Origin of the sequence: Actinosynnema sp. NPDC059335 (assembly GCF_042752395.1) — a bacterium.
In the GTDB taxonomy this organism is placed as follows: Bacteria; Actinomycetota; Actinomycetes; order Mycobacteriales; family Pseudonocardiaceae; genus Actinosynnema.
Window position 1 is genome coordinate 5,566 of sequence record NZ_JBHYXZ010000012.1, and the last position, 21,990, is coordinate 27,555.

Annotated in this window: 20 protein-coding genes and 2 riboswitches; of the genes, 12 read left to right on the plus strand and 8 right to left on the minus strand. The window is 73.3% G+C overall.

Annotated features, from left to right (window positions below):
* Nucleotides 1–786, plus strand: a 786-nt coding sequence (locus ACFXGA_RS05875; protein ID WP_378084731.1) for a carbohydrate-binding protein, incomplete at its 5' end; no start/stop codon positions are given.
* A 63-nt stretch (nt 787–849) separates the two neighbouring features.
* Here ACFXGA_RS05875 and ACFXGA_RS05880 read toward each other — a convergent pair.
* From ACFXGA_RS05880 to ACFXGA_RS05900, 5 genes are all read right to left on the minus strand, one after another.
* A complete protein-coding gene (locus tag ACFXGA_RS05880; RefSeq protein ID WP_378084732.1) occupies nt 850–1,881 on the minus strand; it encodes a LacI family DNA-binding transcriptional regulator in 1,032 nt (343 codons plus the stop codon).
* Between the two features lie 38 nt (nt 1,882–1,919).
* On the minus strand, nt 1,920–3,095 hold the full coding sequence (locus ACFXGA_RS05885; RefSeq protein WP_378084733.1) for a GNAT family N-acetyltransferase: 1,176 nt from the start codon (nt 3,093–3,095) through the stop codon (nt 1,920–1,922).
* A gap of 76 nt (nt 3,096–3,171) precedes the next feature.
* Entirely contained in the window at nt 3,172–3,558 is a 387-nt protein-coding gene (locus ACFXGA_RS05890) for a hypothetical protein (RefSeq protein ID WP_378084734.1), read from the minus strand.
* Between the two features lie 72 nt (nt 3,559–3,630).
* Nucleotides 3,631–4,731 carry a winged helix DNA-binding domain-containing protein gene (locus ACFXGA_RS05895; protein WP_378084735.1) on the minus strand — a complete coding sequence of 367 codons (1,101 nt, stop codon included), beginning with the start codon at nt 4,729–4,731 and terminating at the stop codon, nt 3,631–3,633.
* Nucleotides 4,728–5,123: a hypothetical protein gene (locus ACFXGA_RS05900; protein ID WP_378084736.1), complete on the minus strand. Its 396-nt coding sequence runs from the start codon at nt 5,121–5,123 to the stop codon at nt 4,728–4,730. The genes ACFXGA_RS05895 and ACFXGA_RS05900 overlap by 4 nt, the downstream gene beginning before the upstream one ends.
* Before the next feature lie 120 nt (nt 5,124–5,243).
* On the opposite strand from ACFXGA_RS05900, the gene ACFXGA_RS05905 reads away from it, so the two are divergent.
* The 3 genes from ACFXGA_RS05905 to ACFXGA_RS05915 all read left to right on the plus strand — a co-directional run bounded on the left by ACFXGA_RS05905 (nt 5,244) and on the right by ACFXGA_RS05915 (nt 10,621).
* Complete coding sequence (locus tag ACFXGA_RS05905; protein ID WP_378084737.1) at nt 5,244–5,783, plus strand: DM13 domain-containing protein; 540 nt, start codon at nt 5,244–5,246, stop codon at nt 5,781–5,783.
* A gap of 248 nt (nt 5,784–6,031) precedes the next feature.
* Nucleotides 6,032–7,024, plus strand: coding sequence for an AraC family transcriptional regulator (locus ACFXGA_RS05910; protein WP_378084738.1), 993 nt, complete (start codon nt 6,032–6,034; stop codon nt 7,022–7,024).
* 105 nt (nt 7,025–7,129) lie between these two features.
* Entirely contained in the window at nt 7,130–10,621 is a 3,492-nt protein-coding gene (locus ACFXGA_RS05915; protein WP_378084739.1) for a phosphodiester glycosidase family protein, read from the plus strand.
* Between the two features lie 239 nt (nt 10,622–10,860).
* Here ACFXGA_RS05915 and ACFXGA_RS05920 read toward each other — a convergent pair whose 3' ends face one another.
* Genes ACFXGA_RS05920 through ACFXGA_RS05930 form a run of 3 tightly spaced genes read right to left on the minus strand, consistent with a single transcriptional unit; the run spans nt 10,861 to nt 14,635 of the window.
* Entirely contained in the window at nt 10,861–12,924 is a 2,064-nt protein-coding gene (locus ACFXGA_RS05920) for a 3-hydroxyacyl-CoA dehydrogenase NAD-binding domain-containing protein (protein ID WP_378084740.1), read from the minus strand.
* Nucleotides 12,924–14,126, minus strand: coding sequence for an acetyl-CoA C-acetyltransferase (locus ACFXGA_RS05925; RefSeq protein ID WP_378084741.1), 1,203 nt, complete (start codon nt 14,124–14,126; stop codon nt 12,924–12,926). The genes ACFXGA_RS05920 and ACFXGA_RS05925 overlap by 1 nt, the downstream gene beginning before the upstream one ends.
* 56 nt (nt 14,127–14,182) lie before the next feature.
* Nucleotides 14,183–14,635, minus strand: coding sequence for a GNAT family N-acetyltransferase (locus tag ACFXGA_RS05930; RefSeq protein WP_378084742.1), 453 nt, complete (start codon nt 14,633–14,635; stop codon nt 14,183–14,185).
* Between the two features lie 130 nt (nt 14,636–14,765).
* Between ACFXGA_RS05930 and ACFXGA_RS05935 the strand changes: the two genes are divergently transcribed.
* From ACFXGA_RS05935 to glyA, 8 genes are all read left to right on the plus strand, one after another.
* Nucleotides 14,766–15,890: an acyl-CoA dehydrogenase family protein gene (locus ACFXGA_RS05935; RefSeq protein WP_378084743.1), complete on the plus strand. Its 1,125-nt coding sequence runs from the start codon at nt 14,766–14,768 to the stop codon at nt 15,888–15,890.
* Nucleotides 15,890–17,014: a CaiB/BaiF CoA transferase family protein gene (locus ACFXGA_RS05940; protein WP_378084744.1), complete on the plus strand. Its 1,125-nt coding sequence runs from the start codon at nt 15,890–15,892 to the stop codon at nt 17,012–17,014. The genes ACFXGA_RS05935 and ACFXGA_RS05940 overlap by 1 nt, the downstream gene beginning before the upstream one ends.
* A gap of 404 nt (nt 17,015–17,418) precedes the next feature.
* Nucleotides 17,419–17,580 (plus strand): hypothetical protein, encoded by a 162-nt coding sequence (locus ACFXGA_RS05945; RefSeq protein ID WP_378084745.1) that lies wholly within the window; start codon nt 17,419–17,421, stop codon nt 17,578–17,580.
* Between the two features lie 200 nt (nt 17,581–17,780).
* Nucleotides 17,781–18,269, plus strand: coding sequence for a helix-turn-helix transcriptional regulator (locus ACFXGA_RS05950; protein WP_378084746.1), 489 nt, complete (start codon nt 17,781–17,783; stop codon nt 18,267–18,269).
* A gap of 154 nt (nt 18,270–18,423) precedes the next feature.
* The gene (locus ACFXGA_RS05955; RefSeq protein ID WP_378084747.1) at nt 18,424–18,789 is read left to right on the plus strand and encodes a hypothetical protein; all 366 of its coding nucleotides are present in this window, start codon (nt 18,424–18,426) and stop codon (nt 18,787–18,789) included.
* A 15-nt stretch (nt 18,790–18,804) separates the two neighbouring features.
* Nucleotides 18,805–19,107, plus strand: coding sequence for a DUF3817 domain-containing protein (locus ACFXGA_RS05960; RefSeq protein ID WP_378084748.1), 303 nt, complete (start codon nt 18,805–18,807; stop codon nt 19,105–19,107).
* Between the two features lie 63 nt (nt 19,108–19,170).
* Nucleotides 19,171–19,258: riboswitch (glycine riboswitch) on the plus strand.
* A riboswitch (glycine riboswitch) is annotated at nt 19,259–19,357 on the plus strand.
* 123 nt (nt 19,358–19,480) lie between these two features.
* Nucleotides 19,481–20,581 carry a glycine cleavage system aminomethyltransferase GcvT gene (gene gcvT / locus ACFXGA_RS05965; RefSeq protein ID WP_378084749.1) on the plus strand — a complete coding sequence of 367 codons (1,101 nt, stop codon included), beginning with the start codon at nt 19,481–19,483 and terminating at the stop codon, nt 20,579–20,581.
* A gap of 15 nt (nt 20,582–20,596) precedes the next feature.
* Nucleotides 20,597–21,862 (plus strand): serine hydroxymethyltransferase, encoded by a 1,266-nt coding sequence (glyA, locus tag ACFXGA_RS05970; RefSeq protein ID WP_378084750.1) that lies wholly within the window; start codon nt 20,597–20,599, stop codon nt 21,860–21,862.
* Nucleotides 21,863–21,990 lie beyond the last annotated feature (128 nt).

Here is a 21,990-nt window from a genome sequence, read left to right on the forward strand (position 1 = left end):
TGGAGCGGGTGGTCGAGCCTGGGCGGGGTGCTGACGTCCACGCCGGCCGTGGGGCGTAACGCGGACGGCCGCCTGGAGGTGTTCGTGCGCGGCACGGACAACGCGTTGTGGCACATCTGGCAGACGGCTCCCAACAACGGGTGGAGCGGGTGGTCGAGCCTGGGTGGTGTCCTGACCACCGCGCCGGCGGTGGGCAGCAACGCGGACGGCCGCCTGGAGGTGTTCGTGCGCGGCACGGACAACGCGTTGTGGCACATCTGGCAGACCGCGCCCAACAACGGCTGGAGCGGGTGGTCGAGCCTGGGCGGGGTGCTGACGTCCACGCCGGCCGTGGGGCGTAACGCGGACGGCCGCCTGGAGGTGTTCGTGCGCGGCACCGACTACGCGTTGTGGCACGTCTGGCAGACCGCGCCGAACAACGGCTGGGACGGCTGGGAGAGCTTCGGCGGCGAGCTGACCAGCGAGATCGCCGTCGCCAACAACGCCGACGGCCGGATGGAGGTGTTCGTGCGCGGCACGGACAACGCGTTGTGGCACGTCTGGCAGACCGCGCCGAACAACGGCTGGGACGGGTGGGAGTGGCTGGGCGGGTACCTCACCAGCGACCCGTCCACCGGCCGCAACGCCGACGGCCGCATCGAGGTGTTCGCCCGTGGTGGCGACGACGCGTTGTGGCACATCTGGCAGACCGCGCCCAACAACGGCTGGAGCGGGTGGGAGAGCCTCGGCGGCGGCCTGACCCGCGCCGCCGAAGCGCTCGGGGCGGGCCTGCTGCCCGCGGCGTGACGTCCCCGATCGCGACCCGGTGCGCCCTCGCGCCGGGTCGCGGTCGTGCGCGCGGAGGTGCGCTCAGGCGGACTCGCGGCGGACCAGCACCGTGGGCAGGACCTCCCGCCGGGCGCGGATCGTCTCGCCGCGCAGCAGCCGCAGCAGGTGGGTCACCATGTGCCGGACCTGCGCGCTCGTGTCCTGCCGCACGCTGGTCAACGACGGCGTGGTGTGCGGCGCGATCATCGGGTGGTCGTCGAACCCGACCACGGCCACGTCCTCCGGCACCCGCCTGCCCGCCTCGCGCAACGCGTCCAGCGCGCCCGCGGCCATGTGGTCGGAGGCGACGAACGCCGCGTCCAGGTCCGGCACGCGGGCCAGCAGGGCCTCCATCGCCCTCTTCCCGCCCTCGCGGGAGAAGCCGCCGTCCTCCGTCATCAACGCCGTGGTCTCGTCGTCCGCGCCGACCGCCGTGCGCCACCCGGCCAGCCGGTCCATCGCCGAGTGCTCGTCCAGCGGGCCGGTCACCGAGACGATCCGCTTGCGGCCCAACGACAGCAGGTGCTCGGTGGCGAGCAGCCCGCCGCCCTCGTTGTCGTGGTCCACGGTGTGCAGGCCGCGCAGCGAGCCCCACGGCCGCCCGGCGTACACCACGGGCAGCGGCAGCTTGCGGGCCACGGCCGGCAACTGGTCGCCCTTGTGCGGCACGAACAGCAGCGCGCCGTCCACGTGACCGCCCGCCAGGAACCGCTCGGCCCGCGCCTGGTCCTGCGGCGAGTGCACCAGCATGAGCACCATCTGCACGTCCGCGTCGGCCAGCGACCGCGCCGCGGCGCGGATCAACCAGGCGAAGTGCGGGTCGTCGAAGATCTTCGGCTCGGGCTCGGAGAACACCACCGCGACCGCGCCGGACCGCCGGGTGACGAGCGCCCGCGCGGCCTGGTTCGGCTGGTAGCCCAGCTCCATGACCGCCGCCGTGACCGCCTCGTGCGCCTCCGGGCTGACCCTGGGCGACGCGTTGAGCACCCGTGACGCCGTCGCACGGGAGACACCGGCCTTCGCCGCCACGTCCTCCAGCGTGGGCCGCGCACCCGAGTGCGATTGAACGGACACGAGCACCACTCCTCGACTCCTCGCCCGACCAGCCCAGCTTAGCCGGAGGCGACCTGCCGGGAAGCGCTCTCAGGACTACCCGGGGCGGTGATCCCGGCGTCACCCGCGGCGATCGACACGCGCAGCAGCCCGTCCTCCCGCCGCACCGACGTCGGCAGCCCGGCGCGGGCCGCGGTGCGCAGCAGGCCGGTCTCGGAGGGCAGGCACCAGCCGACCAGCTCCCGCCGACCGGCGGCGCGCGCCGCGGCGGCCAGCTCGCCGAGCAGCGCCGTGCCGACGCCGCGCCCCTGCCACTCGTCCTCCACCAGCAACGACACCTCCGCGCTGTCCGGAGTGGACATCGGGATCAGCTGGCCGAGCGCGACCACCCGGTCCGCGCACTGGGCCACCACGGTGGTGCCGCGCGGCGGGCTGAGCAGCCGGTGCAGCCACCGCCGCGGCACCGTCCGCAGGCCCGAGTGGTAGCGGTGGAAGAGGGTGCCCATCGAGCACCGCGAGTGCAGCTCGGCGACCGCGCCCTCGTCGCCCGCGCGGCCCGGCCGCAGCACCAGCGCCATGCCGTCGTCGGTCAGCAGCGCCGTCGGGCGGGGCGTCGCCGCGCCGTGGGCCGACAGCAGGTCGAGCAACGCCTGCCCGCGCGCCAGCTCGACCTGCGTGAAGGGCGCCCAACCGCGCTTGGCGGTGTAGGACTGCGCCGCCTCCGGCGTCGCGGGCGAGGTCGCCTGGAAGTCGACCTCGCGGTGGTGGGGTTGTTCGTCGGAAGGGGGAGGGGAGGTGGGGGTGGTCGAGGCGGTCGGGGAATCCGGTGGGTCCAGGGGATTCGGGAAGTTCGGGGCAGTTGTCCGGGTTGGTTCGACGGAGTCGGCGGCGAGGACGATGCGCAGGGCTTCGGCGACGCGGTTGTGGTCGTGGAGGGCGAGGGCGGCGGCGCGCAGGGCGGCGGCCGGGGCGTCCACCAGGTCGCGCACGTCGGCGGCGGTGATGCCGACGCAGCGGCCGCCCTCGGCGCGCACCGCGTCCACCAGGTCCGCGGGCAGCAGGCCGGGCGCGGCGCGCACCACCAGCTCGTCGATCACGCCGCCGGGCACCGGGATCACGGACAGGGCCAGCACGTTGCAGTCCTGGTCCGCGAGCCGGACGGTCACCCTGGCCAGGGTGCCGGGGCTGTCGTCCAGCTCGACCCGCAGCCGCCAGGTGTTCGGTGTGGTCTCCATGGACCCAGGCTGCGGGACCGACGTTGCCGCGCGGGGACGACGGCGTTTCGGCGACGTGAGGGATGCCGGGCGGCGGTCAGTCGCGGCAGTGCGGCGGCGGCAGCGGGTTGAGGGGGCTGCACGGCCAGTCGGTGTTGCGCGTGGCCGTCGTGGTGGTGGTCGTGGTGGTGGTGGGCTCGACCTGCGTCTCCGGCGGTGGCGGCGGCGCGGCCGGTGGCGGAGTCGTCGTGGTCGTCCGGACCGCGGTGGTGGACTTCGGCGGCGACGACAGGGCCTCGGTGGTGGCCTGGCTCGGCGTCGTGGTGGAGCTGCTGCCGGTCGACGGCCGGCCGGTGATCCAGGTCGAGGCCGGGGGGTCCGCCTGCTGGTCGTCCTTCACACCGTCGAGGTAGACCCCGAGGAGGACACCGACCAAGGCCGACGCCGCCACGGCCAGGGCGCACGTGGCCCACAGCACCCGCACAGCAAGCCTCCTAACCGAACGTACTCGTGGCGCAACGCTGAGCGGCTGAACAGTACCGCCCATCGGCCGGTGCTAACCGGCCCAGTGCACCTCGACCGGCTCGTCCATCCGGTCCACCTCGCTGAGCACGGCCTTCCGCACCGCTGCGGACAACGAGCGGAACGGCTCCAGGGTGACGGTCAGCCGGCCGCCCTTGCGCTCGCGGGACCACACGCCGGCCATGAGCCCGTCCACCAGGAGTACCGGTGACAGCCATCCCTGCGGTCTGTACACCTGATCGGGCGACCCACCATCGAGGAAGTGGGTCGCGTGCCGGGTCGCCGCGACGACGTACTGGTCGAACGCGGGCAGCAGCCGGACGGTCCGCACCGGCTCCGCCGCGCGCAGCCCCTCGACGTCCTCCGCCCGCGCCCAGCAGGCCGTGCCCTCCACGTCCAGCGGCTCGACCCGGTCGCCCAGCGCCTTGAGCACCCGACCGCCGTCGGCCGGGCTCACGCCCCACCAGCGGGCGAAGTCCTCCCGGGTCGCGGGGCCCTGCTGGGCCAGGAACCGCAGCGCGACCTCCTCGACCGCGCCCTCCGCCGGCGTCGGGTCGAAGCCCAGCCACGTGCGCGGGCTGGTGAACCGGACGAACTGCCCCTCGCCGGGGCCGAACACGAGCCTGCCCCGGAACGACGCGGGCTTGAGGTACGCGCCCCAGCTCTCGCGCAGCTTGTCCCCGAGGTCCGCGGACGTGCGCGCGGCGACCTCGTCGGCCAGCTCGGCGCGGGTGAGCAGGCGGTCGGTCAGCACCTCGCCGACCGCCTCGACCAGCGCGTCCAGCTCGTCGGCGGTGATGTGGAAGTTCCGCAACCAGACCGGCTTGAGGTAGTGCCTGTAGGTGGCGAACCCGGCCTGCCACAGCGGGTACTCGTCCGCGGGCAGCAGGTGCAGCGTGCCGCGCATCGACCAGGTCTTGACCAGCGTGCGGTCGGTCCACAGGGCGCGTTCGACGGCGTCGTCGGCGAGTCCGTCGACGCGGGCGCGCAACGTCGCCCCGGCCGACGACATGAGCTGGGCGTGCAGCCCGCACAGCCGCGACACCACGTCCGCGGCCTCACCCGCCGGTCGGCGGGCGTCCAGGGCGTGCGCGCGGGTGCGCCAGGCCGCGACCTGCCGCCAGGTCACGCTCATCGGCGCTCCTCGTCACTCCGCGCGGCGGCGGGTCCACGCGCGGGGGTCGGCGTGCCGAGCGCGCGGGCCAGCACCAGCCCGGCCCCGGCCAGCCCGGCCACCAGCACCGCGCCGGTCATGTGCCAGGTGGGTGCGTCACCCGTACAGGTGAACACGTCCGTGAACTTGTCCGAGGAGCAGGTCACGAACGGCACGGAGGCCAGCCCGGTGCTCGCCGCCGCGACCCCGCCGAGCAGCGCGGACCCGAACGTGCGCATCAGCGGGAACGCGGCGTTGGCCGCGCCGATCGCCGCGATGGCGAACAGCAGCGGCACCGGGTGCGGGAAGGGGCCGAAGGCGGCGCAGCCCACCATGAGCGCGCACACGATCGCCAACCCGGTCCGTTCGCCCACGCGGCGACCCTAACAACGCGGGCGCGGCGGACGTCAGAACTTCGTAATCGGGTTTCCCGCGCCGAGCCGCGCCCGGTTCGCCAGAGTTGTCCGTGACGGATCGACTTCGGAAGGCGTGCGATGTCCAAGCGGGTGGTGGTGATCGGGGTGGCCGGCGTGCTGGTGGTCGCCCTGGTGGTGGGGCTGTACCTGTTCCAGCCGTGGCGGTTGTTCACCAACCGCACGGCCGACGAGGCGTTGTTGCTGCCGGCGACGACCGCGGCCACGACTTCGACCTCGGCGGCGGTCGAGGCGACGACCACGCCGCCGCCCGCCGGTCCGGTGGCGCTGGCCTCCGGGCCGTTCCGCTCGCTCTCGCACACCACGACCGGCACCGCGACGCTGGTCGAGCTGCCGGACGGCAAGCGCGCCGTGCAGTTCGAGTCGCTCGACACCAGCGACGGCCCGGACCTGCACGTGTACCTGTCCGGGCAGGCCGCCGGCTCGCCCGAGGAGGCGTTCGGCTCCGGTTTCACGAACCTGGGCGAACTGAAGGCGAATCGCGGCAACCAGGTCTACGAGGTGCCCGCCGGGGTCGACCTCACGGCCGTCCGCAGCGTCGTGATCTGGTGCCAACGGTTTTCCGAGGGCTTCGGAGTGGCGCCCCTGGAACAAGGCTGACACCGCGGCGAAACAAATCTCAAATGGTCTGGGCCACGTATAGCCTTTTCGCCGTATTGACGTATCTGGTCTAGACCACCTACCATATGGGCACCACAACGTCCCTCGTGGGTGGGCGGGCGGATGCCCCATCGACGAGGAGCCGGCTCACTGGGGTGGGCCAACCGTTGGCGGCGGCGCGGCGCTTCCTCTCCCCGTTCCGCGCCGCCGCTCACGGCCTTTCGCCGGTGTGATGCACACTGTGAGTGATGCTCACCAGGACCATCGCCATCCACTACGTCAACGCCGCGTTGCGCGGCGCCGTGCGGCGCGGTCACGACGTCGGCGCGCTGCTCGCGACGGCGGGGATCGGCGAGGCCCTGCTCGCCGACGAACGCGCCCGCGTCACGCCCGCCCAGTACAGCAGGCTCGTGCAGGCGTTGTGGGACGCGCTGGACGACGAGTTCATGGGCCTCGGGCCGCGGCCGAGCAAGCGCGGGACGTTCCCGACCATGTGCCTGCTGGCCGTGCACTGCGCGTCGCTGGAGGACGCGTTGCGGCGCGGCCTGTCGTTCTACGAGCTGTTCGACGTGCGGCCGACGATGACGCTGTGCGAGCAGGACGGGGTGGCCGTGTTCACGCTCTCGACGGAGGGCGTGGACGACCCGGACCGGTTCCTGGTCGAGTCGCTGCTGGTGCTGTGGCACCGGTTCTCGTCGTGGCTGATCGGCCGCCGGATCCCGTTGCGCGGGGTGGACCTGGCCTACCCGGAACCGCCGCACGGCGCGGAATACCACCTCATCTTCGGCGCGCCGCTGCGGTTTTCCGCACCCGCGACCACGTTGCGGTTCGACGCGCGATTCCTGCGGATGCCGGTGGTGCAGGACGAGGCCGCGTTGCGGCGGTTCCTGCGCAATTCGCCGGCCGAACTGCTGTCCCGGCGCGATTACGGCGCGGACGCGTCGAGCCAGGTGCGGCGGATGCTCGGCGGCGGCGTCGTGGGCCTGGAGAACGTGGCCGCGCGGCTCGGCATGAGCGCGCCCACGTTGCGGCGCAAGCTCGCGGCTGAGGGCACGTCGTTCCGCGAGGTGCGGGAGCAGTTGTTGCGCGACCAGGCGGTGGCGAGCCTGGTGCGCGGCGGCGAGTCGGTGGAGGAGCTGGCGCTGCGGCTGGGTTTCTCCGAGGCGAGCGCGTTCCACCGGGCGTTCAAGCGGTGGACGGGCGCGAGCCCCGGCACGTACCGGGGCGGCGCCGGGGGCTGACCCCGGCGGGCGGCGCAACTGCGGCCGAACGGCCGTGTCCGGCGAATCGTCAACACGGTGGACTTGCATCGCGTCAGTTACTCACCGAGCCCTGCGGGAGTGCCCGTGTTCCCACGCCCTCGCTCCGCCGCACCGGCCGCGGCGCTGGTCCTCGCCCTGGCGACGGCCGCGTCCGCGGCCCACGCCGACCCACCGCCCGCCTCGGCCCGCCTCGATCTCTCCACCCCCGCCGCGGGGGCCGCCCCGTCCGCCCACCTCACGGGGGCCGCCCCCACCGACGCCGGCCTGCCCGCTTCCGCGCGGGCCGCCTCCGCGTCGGCCGCCCCCTCACCGCCCCCTCCGCCGTCGTCCGTCGTCGACCTGCCCGGTGTCGCGGTCGCCCCTGCGCTCGACCCGGCCCGCCGCATCGAGACCGCCCGCACCACCCGTCCCGTCGCGCCGGGCGTGTCGCTGAGTTCGTTCGACTGGTACGAGCCGGGCGGCGCGGGCGGGTGGATCCGCGGCGACGCGCTCACCGTGGACCTCACCGCCGGCACCGGGGTCGACTACCTGCACCCCGGTCACGTGACCGCCGCCGAACCGCTGTCCGCGCAGGCCGACCGCACCCGCGCGGTCGCCGCCGTCAACGGCGACTTCTTCGACATCAACAACTCCAACGCGCCCGAGGGCGTCGGCGTCCGCGACGGCCGCACGGTCAAGTCGCCCGCCCCCGGCCACCGCCGCGCGGTCGGCCTCGACGCGGCGGGCATCGGCCGGGTCATGGAGGTGTTCTTCGACGGCCGGGTCGTCCGCGAGGGCGGTGCCGTGCTGCGGCTGCACCAGCTCAACAGCGCCACCGTCGAGGCGGGCGGGATCGGCCTGTTCGACCCCGTCTGGGGCGGCTACAGCCGGGCGCGGGCGGTGCGGGGCGCGGACCGCGTGACCGAGGTCGTGCTGCGGTCGGGCGTGGTGGTCGAGCGGCGCGACCGGGCGGGCGACGACCCGATCCCGGCCGACGGCCAGGTGCTCGTCGGCCGCGAGGCGGGCGCGGACGCGCTGGCCGCGGTGGCGGTGGGGGAGCGGATCACCGTGGAGCACACCACGAAGGCGGGCGACGGCAGCGCCCTGCACGCCGCGATCGGCGGCAACCAGGTGCTGTTGGTCGACGGCGAGGTCGTCGCGCCCGACGACCCCCTGCACCCGCGCACGGCGGTCGGGTTCTCGGCCGACGGCCGGAAGATGTTCCTGCTCACCGTGGACGGCCGCCAGGGGGCGTACCTGCTCGGGCTGACCCTCAAGGACGTGGCCGCGATCCTGAAGGAGATGGGCGCGCACAACGCCCTCAACCTCGACGGCGGCGGCTCGTCCACCCTGGTGGCCCGCACGCCCGGCGCGGACTCGGTGGTCGTGGAGAACACCCCGTCCGACGGCGGCGAGCGGCCCGTGCCGAACGGGCTGGCGCTGTACGCGCCCGCCGGCAGCGGCACGTTGACCGGCTTCTGGGTGCGCACCGCGATGGACCCGCGGTCCGCGCCGGGGACGGACACCGTGCCGGGCGGCCACCCGGAGCGGGTGTTCCCCGGGCTGACCCGGCGGCTGGCCGCCGACGGGCACGACGAGACGTACGGCCCGGTGCGGGACGACGCGCCCCGGTGGCGCACGACCCGGACCGACGTGGGCCGGGTGGACCGGGACGGCGTGTTCCACGCGGTGCGGCCGGGGACGACGAAGGCCGTGGCGCACCGCGGGGGCGTGAGCGGCGAGGTGGAGCTGACCGTGCTGGGGGCGTTGGCCGGGCTCGCGGCGACCACGAACCGGCTGAGCCTGCCCGACGTGGGCGGCACGTCCGCGTTCGGCGTGGTCGGCCGGGACGGCGACGGGTTCACCGCGCCGGTCGAGCCCGCGGACCTGGCGCTGGACTACGACCGGTCGGTGGTCGACGTCGCCCCCGGAGCGGACGGCGGGTTGCGCGTCACCGCCCTGCGGCCGGGTGCGACGACGGTCGTGGCCCGGGTCGGGGCGCACGTGGTGCGGGTCCCGGTGACCGTGGGGCTGGAGGAGCGGCTGCTCGCCGGGTTCGACGACGGCGCGGCGTGGACGTTCGGCTCGGCGCGGGGCTCCGGTTCGGTGACGCCGGTCGCGGAGGGTCGCACCGGCGCGGGGCTGCGGATGTCGTACGACTTCTCGAAGTCCACCGGCACCCGCACCGCCTACGCCATCCCGCCGCGGCCCATCGAGGTGCCGGGGCAGCCGCTCGCGCTCGGGGCGTGGGTCTACGGGCACGGTCGAGGCGAGTGGACGGCGTTCACCGTCACCGACTCGTCAGGGCTGAGCCGTTCGCTCTACGGGCCGTACATCACCTGGACCGGGTGGCGTTACCTGGAGGTGGCGGTGCCGTCCGGGCTCGCGTTCCCGTTGCGGGTGAACAGGTTCTACACGATCGAGACCAAGGCGGACCGGCAGTACACCGGTGAGGTGGTCGTGGACGACATCGTGGCCCAGGTGCCGCCCGCGGTGGACCTGCCGGTGGTGGCGGAGCCGGCGGACCGGTTCGTGGTGCAGGACGGCACGGTGGCCGACCGGCCGTGGCGGTTCGCCGTGATGTCCGACGCCCAGTTCGTGGCCCGGGACCCGGACGGCGCGCTGGTGCGCGCGGCGCGGCGGACGTTGCGCGAGATCAAGGCGCAGCGGCCCGACTTCGTGGTGGTGAACGGCGACTTCGTGGACGAGGCGTCGCCCGCGGACCTCGCGCTGGCGCGGCGGGTGCTGACCGAGGAGCTGGGCGACGAGCTGCCGTGGCACTACGTGCCGGGCAACCACGAGATCATGGGCCCGGGCACGATCGACAACTTCCGGCGCGAGTTCGGGGCGACCCACCGGGTCTTCGACCACAAGGGCACGCGGTTCGTGCTGCTGGACTCGTCCACGGGGACGGTGCGCGGCGGCGGGTTCGACCAGGCGGTCATGCTGCGTGACGCGTTGCGCGACCACGGGGCCGTTCACTCGGTCGTCGTGGCGGAGCACCACCCGCCGCGCGACCCGACGCCGACCAGGGCCAGCCAGTTGGCCGACCGGCTGGAGGCGGACGTGGTCGAGGACTGGCTGGCGGAGTTCCGGCGCACGACCGGCAAGGGCGCGGCGTTCATCGGCGCGCACGTGGGCCTGTTCCACGCCTCGCGGGTGGACGGCGTGCCGTACCTGGTGAACGGCAACTCGGGCAAGGCGCCGGCGGGGGAGGCGGGGCGGGGCGGGTTTACCGGCTGGACCATGCTGGGCGTCGACCCGCGCCGCGGCGACGACTGGCTGGCCGCCGAGGTCCGGCCGCACGTGGACGGCCTGACCCTCGCCGCGCCGCCGACCGTGCCCGTGGGCGTGCCGGCGACCGTGACCGCCACCGTGGCGCAGGGCTCGCGCGACGTCCCCGTCGCCTACCCGGTGACCGCGGACTGGTCGGCGTCCCCGAACGTGCACATCGGCAACCGTTCGGGCCTGCGCCCCTGGCACGCCGCCTGGCTCGACCCCGCCACCGGCACGTTCACCGCCCTGCGCCCGGCCACCACCACCCTCTCCGTGACCGTCAACAACACCACCACCTCCACCACCATCACCACCCCCTGACCCCGCGAGAGTCCAACCCTCACGCCGCGCGTGTCCTACGTTCGCGTCGCGCGTGTCCTACGTTCGGAACACCCGAGTTCAACACTCAGAACACGTGCGAGCGTCCTGAGCGTTGAACTCGGGGTACCTGAACGTAGGACTCTCGCGTTCTGGACGTAGGACACGCGCGTTCGCAACGTAGGACACGCGCGTTCGCAACGTAGGACACGCGCGTTCGCAACGTAGGACACGCGCGAGGGTCAGTAGGGGTGGTTGGTGGTGGCGCGGTCGCGGAGGGAGGTCGGCGGGCGGAAGCGCTCGCCGTAGGTGTCGGCCAGGTAGTCGGCACGCTCCACGAACCCGGTCAGCCCGTAGGAGTTGATGAACTGGAGCGTGCCGCCGCTCCACGGCGCGAAGCCGAACCCGAACACGCTGCCCACGTTCGCGTCACCGACCGACGTCAGCACGCCCTCGTCCAGGCACCGCACCGTCTCCAACGACTGGATGAACAGCAACCGGTCTTCGACGTCCTGCTCCGTCACGCCCGCGTCGGCCCGCGCGTACCGCGCCAGCCCCGGCCACAGGAACTTCCGGCCGCCCTCCGGGTACTCGTAGAAGCCGGCCCCGCCGGACTTGCCCGTGCGCCCCTCGGCCACCAGCTCCTCCAGCACGCGGAACGCCGGGTGGTCGCCCAGCGCCCCGGCCGCCGACGGGTCGTCCGCCAGCGCCTGGTCCCGGATCTTCAGCTGCAACGTCAACGTGACCTCGTCCGACACCGCCAGCGGGCCGACCGCCATGCCCGCACGACGCGCCACGTTCTCGATCAACGCGGGCGACACGCCCTCCGCCACCATCGACACCGCTTCGGTGACGTACGTGCCGAACGTCCGCGACGTGTAGAATCCGCGGCTGTCGTTCACCACGATCGGCGTCTTGCCGATCTGCAGCACGTAGTCGAACGCCCGCGCCAGCGTCTCGTCCGACGTCTTCTCGCCGCGGATGATCTCCACCAGCCGCATCTTCGGCACCGGCGAGAAGAAGTGCAGCCCGATGAACCGCGACGGGTCGGCCACCGCCGACGCCAGCCCGGTGATCGGCAGCGTGGACGTGTTCGACGCGATCACCGCGTCCGGCAGCGCCGCCGCCTCCGCCGCGGGCAGCACCCGGTTCTTCAGCTCCCGGTTCTCGAACACCGCCTCGATCACGAGGTCGCAGCCCGCCAGGTCGGCGTCCGAGTCGGTCGGAGTGATGCCCGGCGTGTCACCGGCGCCGCGCCGCGCGGCCTCCAGCGTCACGTCCTTCAGCACGACCTCGATCCCGGCCTTGGCGCTGACCTCGGCGATGCCCGCGCCCATCATGCCCGCGCCGAGCACGCCGACCTTGGCCACCTTCGACCGCTCGACCCCGGACGGCCGGGAGCCGCCCGCGTTGATCTCGTTGAGCTGGAACCAGAACGTGCCGATCATGTTCTTGGCCACCTGGCCCGCGGCCAGCTCCAGGAAGTACCGCGCCTCGATCCGCAACGCCGTGTCGAAGTCGACCAGCGCGCCCTCGACCGCCGCGGCCAGGACCTTCTCCGGCGCGGGGTACACGCCGTGCGTCTTCTTCCGCAGCACGGCGGGCGCCGCCGCGAGCAGCCCGTACAGGTTCGGGTCGCCCACCCGCACGTCCGGCACGGTGTGCCCGGGCTCGTCCCACGGCTGCCGCGGCGCGGGGTTCTCCTTGATCCACGCCCGCGCCTTGGCGATCAGCTCCTCGCGGGAGGACGCCAGCTCGTGCACGATCCCGGCCTGCAACGCCCGCGCCGGCCGGAGCTGCTTGCCCTCCATCAGCAGCGGCAACGCGGGCTGCACGCCCAGCAGCCGCACCATCCTGGTCACGCCGCCACCGCCGGGCAGCAGGCCCAGCGTCGCCTCGGGCAGGCCCAGCTTGATCTTGTCGTCGTCCAGCGCCACCCGGTGGTGGCAGGCCAGCGCGATCTCCAGGCCGCCGCCCAGCGCGCTGCCGTTGATCGCCGCGACCACGGGCTTGCCCAGCAGCTCCAGCCGCCGCAGCTGGCCCTTGACCTCCTCCAGGAACCCGAGCGCCTCGCCCGCGTTCTCCGGCGTGATCGTGATCAGCAGGGTGAGGTCGCCACCCGCGAAGAACGTCTTCTTCGCCGACGTCAGCACCACGCCGGCGATGTCGTCGCGCTCGGCCTCCAGCCGGGCGACGGTCTCGCCCATGTCCCGGTGGTACTCGGCGTTCATCACGTTCGCCGAACCGGACATGTCCATCGTGAGGGTGACGATCCCCTCGTCGTCCCGCTCGTAGTGGATAGCCATCAGACCCTCTCGATGATCGTCGCGATGCCCATGCCGCCGCCCACGCACAGCGTGGCCAGCCCCCGCCGCAGGTCCCGGCGCTCCAGCTCGTCGAGCAGGGTGCCGAGGATCATGCAGCCGGTCGCGCCGAGCGGGTGGCCCATGGCGATCGCGCCGCCGTTGACGTTGACCTTGTCGTCGGGCAGGTCCAGCTCCCGCTGGAACTTCAGCACCACCGACGAGAACGCCTCGTTGATCTCGAACAGGTCGATGTCCTCGACGGTCAGCCCCGCCTTGTCCAACGCCTTGCGCGCGGCCGGCGCCGGACCGGTCAGCATGATCGTCGGCTCCGAGCCGACGACCGCCGTCGCGGTGATCCGGGCGCGCGGCGTCAGGCCCAGCTCGCGGCCGATGCGCCCGCTGCCGATCAGCATCGCCGCCGCGCCGTCCACGATCTGCGACGAGTTGCCCGGCGTGTGGACGTGGTCGATCCGCTCCACGGTCGGGTACCGGTCGATGGCGACCGCGTCGAAGCCCAGGTCGCCGTGGAAGGCGAAGCTCGGCTTGAGCTTGGCCAGGCCCTCCAGCGTGGTCTCCGGCCGGATCGCCTCGTCGTGGTCGAGCACGACCGAGCCGTTCTGGTCGACCACGGGCACGAGCGAGCGGTCGAAGTAGCCCTTGTCCCGCGCGAGCGTCGCCCGCTGCTGCGAGCGCACCGCGTACGCGTCCACGTCCTCGCGGCTGAACCCCTCCAGCGTGGCGATGAGGTCGGCGCTCACGCCCTGCGGCACGAAGTTGACCGCCATGTTGGTCTCCGGGTCGGCCATCCACGCGCCGCCGTCGGAGCCCATCGGCACCCGCGACATCGACTCGACGCCGCCCGCCACCACCAGGTCCTCGAACCCGGACGCGACCTTGGCGGCGGCCAGGTTGACCGACTCCAGGCCGGACGCGCAGAACCGGTTGAGCTGCACGCCCGCCGGCCGCAGGTCCCACCCGGCGGCCAGCACCGCGGTGCGGGCGATGTCCGCGCCCTGCTCGCCGACCGGCGACACGACGCCGAACACCACGTCGTCCACCGCCGAGGTGTCCAGGTCGTTGCGCCGCGCCAGCGCCGCCAGCACCCCGGAGGCCAGGGTGATCGGCTTGACGCTGTGCAGCGATCCGCGCTTTCCCCTGCCACGCGGTGTGCGCACCGCGTCGAAGATCAAGGCTTCGCTCATGTACTCAACGGTAACCGCCGCTGCGGGGACCGCCCATGACCGCGCGAGGTGACTTATTAGCTCACCGGCGCGAGCCGGTGGTCCATGACCTCGCCCTCGCCGACGAACCCCAGCCGCGCGTAGAGCCGCCGGGCCGTCTCGTTCTCCCGGACCACCCGCAACTGCACCAGCGCCCACCCGTGCTCGCGCGCCCACGCCAGCACGTCGGCCACCAGCGCCTCGCCGACGCCCCGCCGCCGGAACTCCGGCTTGACCCACATGGAGTACAGGTACAACACGTCGGGGTGAACCTCGTGCGGCACGCCGGCGACCAGCCCGATCGGCTCCGGCGCCTCCGCCACCACCTTCACCCCGTGGTCCGGGCCCAGCAGCTCCCGCCACCGCGCCTCGTCGAACTCCCGCTCCAGCGCGAGCGTCGGGCCGAACGCCCCGGGGTCGCTGCCCAGCGCCGTGAGCCGGATGTCCCGCCACGTCGCCCAGTCGTCCGGCCCGAGCCGTCGCACCCTCATGCCCCCAGTCTGACCCACCGGCCTGACATTTGCGCTCACGATCACGGGTCACCGCGGCGCGCTGCGGTCATGGCGGCGCGGCCCCGCCGGTGGGAACGTCGGTGGCATGCCAACTCGCCGTTCCGCATGGATGACCGAGGACCTGGACCAGCTGCGGGAGCTGGCCCGGACGTTCTTCGAGAGGGAGGCCGTCCCGCACCGGGAGCGCTGGGCCGCGCAGAAGCAGGTGGACCGCGACTTCTGGACCAAGGCGGGCGGGGTCGGGCTGCTCTGCCTGTCCATCCCCGAGGAGTACGGCGGTGGCGGCGGCACGTTCGCGCACGAGGCGGTGCTGCTGGAGGAGCAGGCCCGGTGCGGCGACAGCGCGTGGGGCAACAGCGTGCACAGCGGGATCGTCGCCCACTACATCAACGCCTACGGCACCGAGGAGCAGAAGCGCCGCTGGCTGCCCAAGATGGCGACCGGCGAGTACGTCGGCGCGATCGCCATGTCCGAGCCCGGCGGCGGCTCCGACCTGCAGAACGTCAAGACGCGGGCGCTGCGGCGCGGCGACGAGTACGTGCTGTCCGGCTCCAAGACGTTCATCACCAACGGCGCGCAGGCCGACCTGGTGGTCGTGGTCGCCAAGACCGACCCCGGCCAGGGCGCGACGGGCATCTCGCTGCTGGTCGTGGAGACCGCGGCGGCGCAGGGGTTCCGGCGCGGCCGGGTGCTGGACAAGGTCGGCATGCACGGCCAGGACACCGCCGAGCTGTTCTTCGACGACGTCCGGGTGCCGGCGGAGAACCTGCTGGGCACCGGCGAGGGCCAGGGGTTCATCCAGCTGATGCAGCAGCTCCCGCAGGAGCGGCTGATCATCGCGGTGGCGTCGGTCGCGGGCATCGAGGCGGCGGTGGACCTCACGCTGGCCTACGTCAAGGACCGCACGGCGTTCGGCCGGGAGCTGATCAAGTTCCAGAACACCCGGTTCAAGCTCGCCGAGTGCGCCACGGAGGCCCGCGTGACCAGGGCGTTCGTGGACGAGTGCGTGCAGGCGCACCTGGCCGGGCGGCTGGACGTGCCCACTGCGGCGATGGCGAAGTGGTGGGCCACCGAGCGGCTGTGCCGGGTCGTGGACGAGTGCGTGCAGCTGTTCGGCGGCTACGGCTACATGACCGAGTACCCGATCGCGCGCGCGTGGGCGGACGCGCGCGTGCAGAAGATCTACGGCGGGACGAACGAGATCATGAAGGAAATCATCGCGAGGTCGCTCTAGTGCCCGGCCCGCTGGAGGGGTTGAAGGTCGTCGAGCTGGCGGGCCTCGCGCCCGCGCCGTTCGGCTGCATGGTGCTGGCGGACCTGGGCGCGTCGGTGGTCCGGGTGGACCGGATCGGCGGCGCGACGGAGGTGCCGCTGCTGGGGCGCGGGCGGCGGTCGATCGGCGTGGACCTGCGCCGCCCCGAGGGCGCGGAGCTGGTGCTCCGGCTGGTCGCGGAGTCCGACGTGCTGGTCGAGGGCTTCCGGCCGGGCGTGACCGAGCGGCTGGGCATCGGCCCGGCGCAGTGCCTGGCCCGCAACCCGCGCTTGGTCTACGGGCGGATGACGGGCTGGGGCCAGGACGGGCCGCTGGCCGACCGCGCCGGGCACGACATCAACTACATCGCGGTGGCGGGCGCGCTGGAGCCGATCGGCCGGGACGGCGCGCCGCCGACCGTGCCGCTCAACCTCGTCGGCGACTTCGGCGGGGGCGGGCTGCTGCTGGCCGTGGGCGTGCTGGCGGCCCTGTACGAGCGGGACCGGTCCGGGCGCGGGCAGGTCGTGGACGCGGCCATGGTCGACGGCGCGGCCCTGCTCACGACGTTCCTGCACGGGATGGCGTCGGTCGGCGCGTGGCCCGGGCGGCGCGGCACCAACCTGCTGGACGGCGGCGCGCCGTTCTACGACGTGTACGAGACCGCCGACGGGCGGTTCGTCAGCGTCGGCGCGCTGGAGGAGAAGTTCTACGCCGAGCTGCTGGACGTGCTGGGGCTGGCCGACGCCGGGCTGCCGCCGCGGCACGACCCGGCGAACTGGCCGGAGCTGCGGGCCCGCATCGCCGCCGCAGTGGCCACCCGGACGCGCGACGAGTGGGCCGCGCTCGCCGAGGGCACCGACGCGTGCCTCGCGCCCGTGCTCGCGCCCGGCGAGGCCCCCGCGCACGGGCACAACGCCGAGCGCGGCACGTTCGTGCAGGTGGGAGGGGTGGCGCAGCCCGCGCCGGCGCCGCGGTTCGACCGCACGCCCGCGGCCGCGCCGGGTCCGCCGCCCGCGGTGGGGGAGCACACGGTCGCCGTGCTGGCCGAGCTGGGGCTGGGCGAGGACGAGATCGCCGCGCTGCGGCGTTCCGGGGTGGTCGGCTGACGCGCCCCCGGCCGGTCCCGAAAAGGGCACGGGAAATCACCTGAAGGGGTACCGGAATTGAGTGGCAGCCGACATCGGCCTTTGTCACGCTCGGTGCGTGAGTCGGCGCATTCAGGTGATGGGCGGCGAAGGGAAGACGATGTCGCTGAACCTCGGTGTCCGTGCCTGGGGGGTGGGCGAGCGCCCGTACCTTCAGGATCGGCGGGACCACTGGTCCCCTTGATCGTCCGATCGGGTGACACCAGGGGCGGTTCAGGCGTGGTTGCGTGGTCGGGCCGGCGGCCAGTCGGGCGACGTGGGCGCGTTCGATCGTCATCATCCGGGTGAATGAGGGACGATGACGCTTGACACGACCGGTGCGGCGACGGGCCGCCCGGCCGAGCGACACGGACGGAGAGCGATCAGTGAACGTCAAGAAGGTGGTGACGCTGGCGGCGGTCGCGCTGGTGCTGTTCCTCCTGATCACCCAGCCGAACGAGTCCGCCCAGGCGGTGCGGACCGCCCTGGGGTGGCTCCAGGCCGGCGCGGAGTCGATCATCACCTTCGTCCGCAGCCTCTTCGCCTAGCGACCCCTCCGACGTCGCCGAACTCCGCTCAATGCGGTCACGAGCGGTGACCGCAGGATCCGAGCGTTGCACCATACGGGTGGAATGAGGGCTATAACGCCCTGGTAACAGGGTTTTAGACAAACCGGGGTCTAGCGGTTGTCGGTACCCGCTAATACGGTGCGTCGCATTGGCTGATCTTCGACCGACGAGGAGGCAGAATGGTCGAGGACTCCGGAGTCGACGAGCTGTTGCGGCAGTGGGCGGCTGAGCGCTCGGACGACGCCGAGCTGCGGGAGGTGAACCGGATCAAGGACGCGTGGCTCGCGGAAGCCCCGCCGTCCGCGCCGGGGATCCCCGTGCAGCGGGCGAATGGCGGTCCCCGCGGCCTGGTGAAGGTCGAGTCCGCGGATCCGGCGTACGTGGCGGCGATGCGGAAGCGGGCGCCCGAGGTGCCCGAGGTCCTGCTCGCGGCCGCCGCCAGCTACTGGCAGCTGGTGGGCGATCTCTCCGAGGCCGAGCTGTGGTGGGACGCGGGCATCAGCCCGTTGGACCAGCGCGCTCTGGACTACCGGGCGGCCGGGCTCACCCCCGCCGACCTCGGTCGTCGCCTCGGCCCGATGACGGTGCTCCAGCACCTGCGTCGGGGCAGCGCGGCGGCCTGGTGCGTGGCCAGGTTGCAGAGGCAACGCCGGGACGGCGTGGCCTAGGTCCGACGAGTCGGGGCGGGCTCCTGTGGTCGAGGAGCCCTTGCCTTGAGGGGGCGGGCTCCTGCACGAGGAGCCCCGGCCCCGGTGGCGCGGCCCCGGCGCCCTGGAACCGGACGAACCGGACTCCGGGCGGAACACCCGTTACCCTTGAGGCGTGCAGGGCCTCATCACCCCCAAGCGGCTGGCCATCGCCGCCGCGTGCCTGGCGTCGCTGGTCGTGTGCTGCGGCCTGGCCTACTGGCAGTGGGAGCGGTTCTCCGAGGCGGGCGGCACGTTCCAGAACCTCGGCTACGTCTTCCAGTGGCCGCTGTTCGGCCTCTTCCCCGCGTTCATGGTGTGGCGCATCCGCAGGCTGGACGCCCGCCGCAAGGCCGAGGCCGCCCGGGAGCCGGTGGTCGAGCCGCCGCGCCCGATGGTTACCGTGGAGCCCGTCAGGACACCCGTGCCGGACGACGAGGACGACGAGCTGGCGGCCTACAACCGCATGCTCGCCCAGCTCCACGCGCGGGACCAGCGGTGAGGCGAAGGTAGGACGATGAGCGGCGCGTTGACCAGGTTCCGGTTCATGGCTTACGTGGTCGGTGTCGGCCTGCTGCTGCTCGTGGTCGCCATGATCGCCAAGTACGCGGGCGGCAACGCGGGCATGATGCAGGTCGTCGGCCCCGTCCACGGCTTCCTCTACGCCGTCTACCTGGTGCTGACCGTCGACCTGGCGCTCAAGGCCCGCTGGTCGATCAAGGGCACCGCCCTGGTGCTGCTCGCGGGCACGATCCCGTTCGTGTCGTTCTACGCCGAGCGCAAGGTCGTGGAGACCGTCCGGGCCGAGAAGAGCCTGTGACCGGGGTTGACCCCGCCCGCCGGCCACCCCTAGCGTCTGGCGGTACCAACTGAACACGGCCGTCGATGTCGCGCGGGAGAGTCCCCGAGCGGGGCGCCGAAGGAGCAACTCCTCCCCGGAATCTCTCAGGCCCAGGTACCGCGCGACGAAGGCAACTCTGGAAAGCAGGCGCACCCGCTGCGCCTCGCCCACGGTGCAAGCCGCCCGCGCCGGGTGGCGAAGCTCTCAGGCTCATGGCAGAGGGGGAGGCTCACTCGACGAGGAGTCTCCGATGGGCCGTGTCATCCTTTCGCACGTGACGCTCTCGGGCGCGCCCGCGCCGACCCGACCGGTCGGCCCGCCGGCGTGCCCGCACCCAGGGAGGACCCGCCCGATGGAAAGCCGCCGCACGCCCCTGCACGCCGAGCACGAGGCGCTGGGCGCCCAGTTCACCGACTTCGCGGGCTGGCGGATGCCGCTGCGCTACGACAGCGAGCTGGCCGAGCACCGCGCGGTGCGCACCTCGGCGGGCCTGTTCGACCTGACCCACATGGGTGAGATCGTGCTCACCGGCCCCGAGGCCGGCGCGGCGCTGGACCACGCCCTGGTCGGCCACGCCTCCGCGATCGGCGTCGGCCGCGCCCGGTACACGATGATCTGCGAGGCCGACGGCGGCGTGATCGACGACCTGATCGTCTACCGCACCGGCGACCGGGAGTACATCGTCGTCGCGAACGCCTCGAACGCCGCCGTCGTCCACGAGGCCCTGGTCGAGCGCGCGAAGGGCTTCGACACCACCGTCGAGGACAGGTCCGCCGACTACGCGCTGCTCGCCGTGCAGGGCCCGCGGTCCACCGCCATCCTCGAAGCGCTCACGCCCACCGACCTGACCTCGGTCAAGTACTACGCCTCGTACCCGACCGAGGTCGCGGGCAAGCCGGCCCTGCTCGCCCGCACCGGCTACACCGGCGAGGACGGCTTCGAGCTGTTCGTCGCCCCGGCCGACGCCGCGCACGTCTGGCAGGCGCTGCTGGAGGCGGGCGCGCCGCACGACCTCAAGCCCGCCGGCCTCGGCTGCCGCGACACCCTCCGCCTGGAGGCGGGCATGCCGCTGTACGGCAACGAGCTGGGCCGCGACCGCACGCCCTTCCACGCCAACCTCGGCCGGGTGGTGAAGCTCGACAAGCCGGGCGACTTCGTCGGCCGCGACGCGCTGGCCGCCGTCGCCGAGCAGGGCGTGGCCGAGGTCCTGGTCGGCCTGAAGACCACCTCCCGCCGCGCGCCCCGGCACGGCTACCCGGTGCTGGACGCGGACGGCAACCGCATCGGCGAGGTGACCAGCGGCGCGCTGTCGCCGACCCTCGGCTACTCGGTGGCGATGGCCTACGTCACCACCGGCCACACCGAGCCGGGCACGGAACTCTCGGTCGACGTGCGGGGCAAGCACGAGCCGGTCGAGGTCGTCGCGCTGCCCTTCTACCAGCGAACCAGCTAAGGGAGAGACCCACACATGTCCGAGCACTTCAACACCTCCCTCGCGGAGTTCGACCCGGAGGTCGCGAACGCCGTCGCCGCCGAGCTGCACCGGCAGCAGAGCACGCTGGAGATGATCGCCTCGGAGAACTTCACGCCGGTGTCGGTGCTCCAGGCGCAGGGGTCGGTGCTGACGAACAAGTACGCCGAGGGCTACCCCGGCCGGCGCTACTACGGCGGCTGCGAGAACGTCGACGTGATCGAGCGGCTGGCGATCGAGCGGGTCAAGGCCCTGTTCGGCGCCGGGTTCGCCAACGTCCAGCCGCACTCGGGCGCGCAGGCCAACGCGTGCGCGATGTTCGCCCTGCTCCAGCCGGGCGACACCATCCTGGGCCTCGACCTCGCGCACGGCGGCCACCTCACCCACGGCATGCGGATCAACTTCTCCGGCAAGCTCTACAACGTGGTGCCCTACCACGTGTCGGACGAGGACGGCCGGGTGGACATGGCCGAGGTCGAGCGCCTGGCCGCCGAGCACCGCCCCAAGCTGATCGTCGCCGGCTGGTCGGCCTACCCCCGGCAGCTGGACTTCGCCGAGTTCCGCCGCATCGCCGACTCGGTGGACGCCTACCTGATGGTCGACATGGCCCACTTCGCCGGCCTGGTCGCCGCGGGCCTGCACCCGAGCCCCGTGCCGCACGCCCACGTCGTGACCACGACCACCCACAAGACCCTCGGCGGCCCGCGCGGCGGCGTCATCCTCACCAACGACGCCGACCTCGCCAAGAAGATCAACTCGGCGGTGTTCCCGGGTCAGCAGGGCGGCCCGCTGGAGCACGTGATCGCGGGCAAGGCGGTGGCGTTCAAGCACGCCGCGTCGCCCGAGTTCGCCGACCGCCAGCGCCGCACGGTCGAGGGCGCGAAGATCCTCGCCGACCGGCTGTCCCAGCCGGACGCCGCCGCGGCGGGCGTGAAGGTGCTCACCGGCGGCACGGACGTGCACCTCGTCCTGGTCGACCTGGTCGCGTCCGACCTGGACGGCAAGCAGGCCGAGGACCGCCTGCACGAGGTGGGCATCACGGTCAACCGCAACGCCGTGCCGAACGACCCGCGTCCCCCGATGGTGACCTCGGGCCTGCGCATCGGCACGCCCGCCCTGGCCACCCGCGGCTTCGGCGCGGCGGACTTCGCCGAAGTGGCGGACATCATCGCCACGGCGCTCCAGCCCTCCCCGGACCTCGCCGACCTGCGCTCCCGCGTCGAGGTCCTGGCCGCCAAGCACCCGCTGTACCCCACCCTGTGAACCAAGCCACGAAATAGCTCGGCCAACCTGGAGGTTGGGGGGGGGGGGCGCCCCGCCCGGGCCGCGCCGACACATGCGCATCACCACACCCCCCCGCCCCCGGGGCCGCGCGCGCGCGCGCGCCCGCG

What these genes read in the sequence shown, in the direction of transcription:
- ACFXGA_RS05885 (WP_378084733.1), bottom strand. Translation starts at nt 3,095, where the DNA reads ATGGAGACCACACCGAACACCTGGCGGCTGCGGGTCGAGCTGGACGAC.
- ACFXGA_RS05895 (WP_378084735.1), bottom strand. Translation starts at nt 4,731, where the DNA reads ATGAGCGTGACCTGGCGGCAGGTCGCGGCCTGGCGCACCCGCGCGCAC.
- ACFXGA_RS05905 (WP_378084737.1), top strand. Translation starts at nt 5,244, where the DNA reads ATGTCCAAGCGGGTGGTGGTGATCGGGGTGGCCGGCGTGCTGGTGGTC.
- ACFXGA_RS05910 (WP_378084738.1), top strand. Translation starts at nt 6,032, where the DNA reads ATGCTCACCAGGACCATCGCCATCCACTACGTCAACGCCGCGTTGCGC.
- ACFXGA_RS05920 (WP_378084740.1), bottom strand. Translation starts at nt 12,924, where the DNA reads ATGGCTATCCACTACGAGCGGGACGACGAGGGGATCGTCACCCTCACG.
- ACFXGA_RS05925 (WP_378084741.1), bottom strand. Translation starts at nt 14,126, where the DNA reads ATGAGCGAAGCCTTGATCTTCGACGCGGTGCGCACACCGCGTGGCAGG.
- ACFXGA_RS05930 (WP_378084742.1), bottom strand. Translation starts at nt 14,635, where the DNA reads ATGAGGGTGCGACGGCTCGGGCCGGACGACTGGGCGACGTGGCGGGAC.
- ACFXGA_RS05935 (WP_378084743.1), top strand. Translation starts at nt 14,766, where the DNA reads ATGACCGAGGACCTGGACCAGCTGCGGGAGCTGGCCCGGACGTTCTTC.
- ACFXGA_RS05950 (WP_378084746.1), top strand. Translation starts at nt 17,781, where the DNA reads ATGGTCGAGGACTCCGGAGTCGACGAGCTGTTGCGGCAGTGGGCGGCT.
- ACFXGA_RS05960 (WP_378084748.1), top strand. Translation starts at nt 18,805, where the DNA reads ATGAGCGGCGCGTTGACCAGGTTCCGGTTCATGGCTTACGTGGTCGGT.
- gcvT (WP_378084749.1), top strand. Translation starts at nt 19,481, where the DNA reads ATGGAAAGCCGCCGCACGCCCCTGCACGCCGAGCACGAGGCGCTGGGC.
- glyA (WP_378084750.1), top strand. Translation starts at nt 20,597, where the DNA reads ATGTCCGAGCACTTCAACACCTCCCTCGCGGAGTTCGACCCGGAGGTC.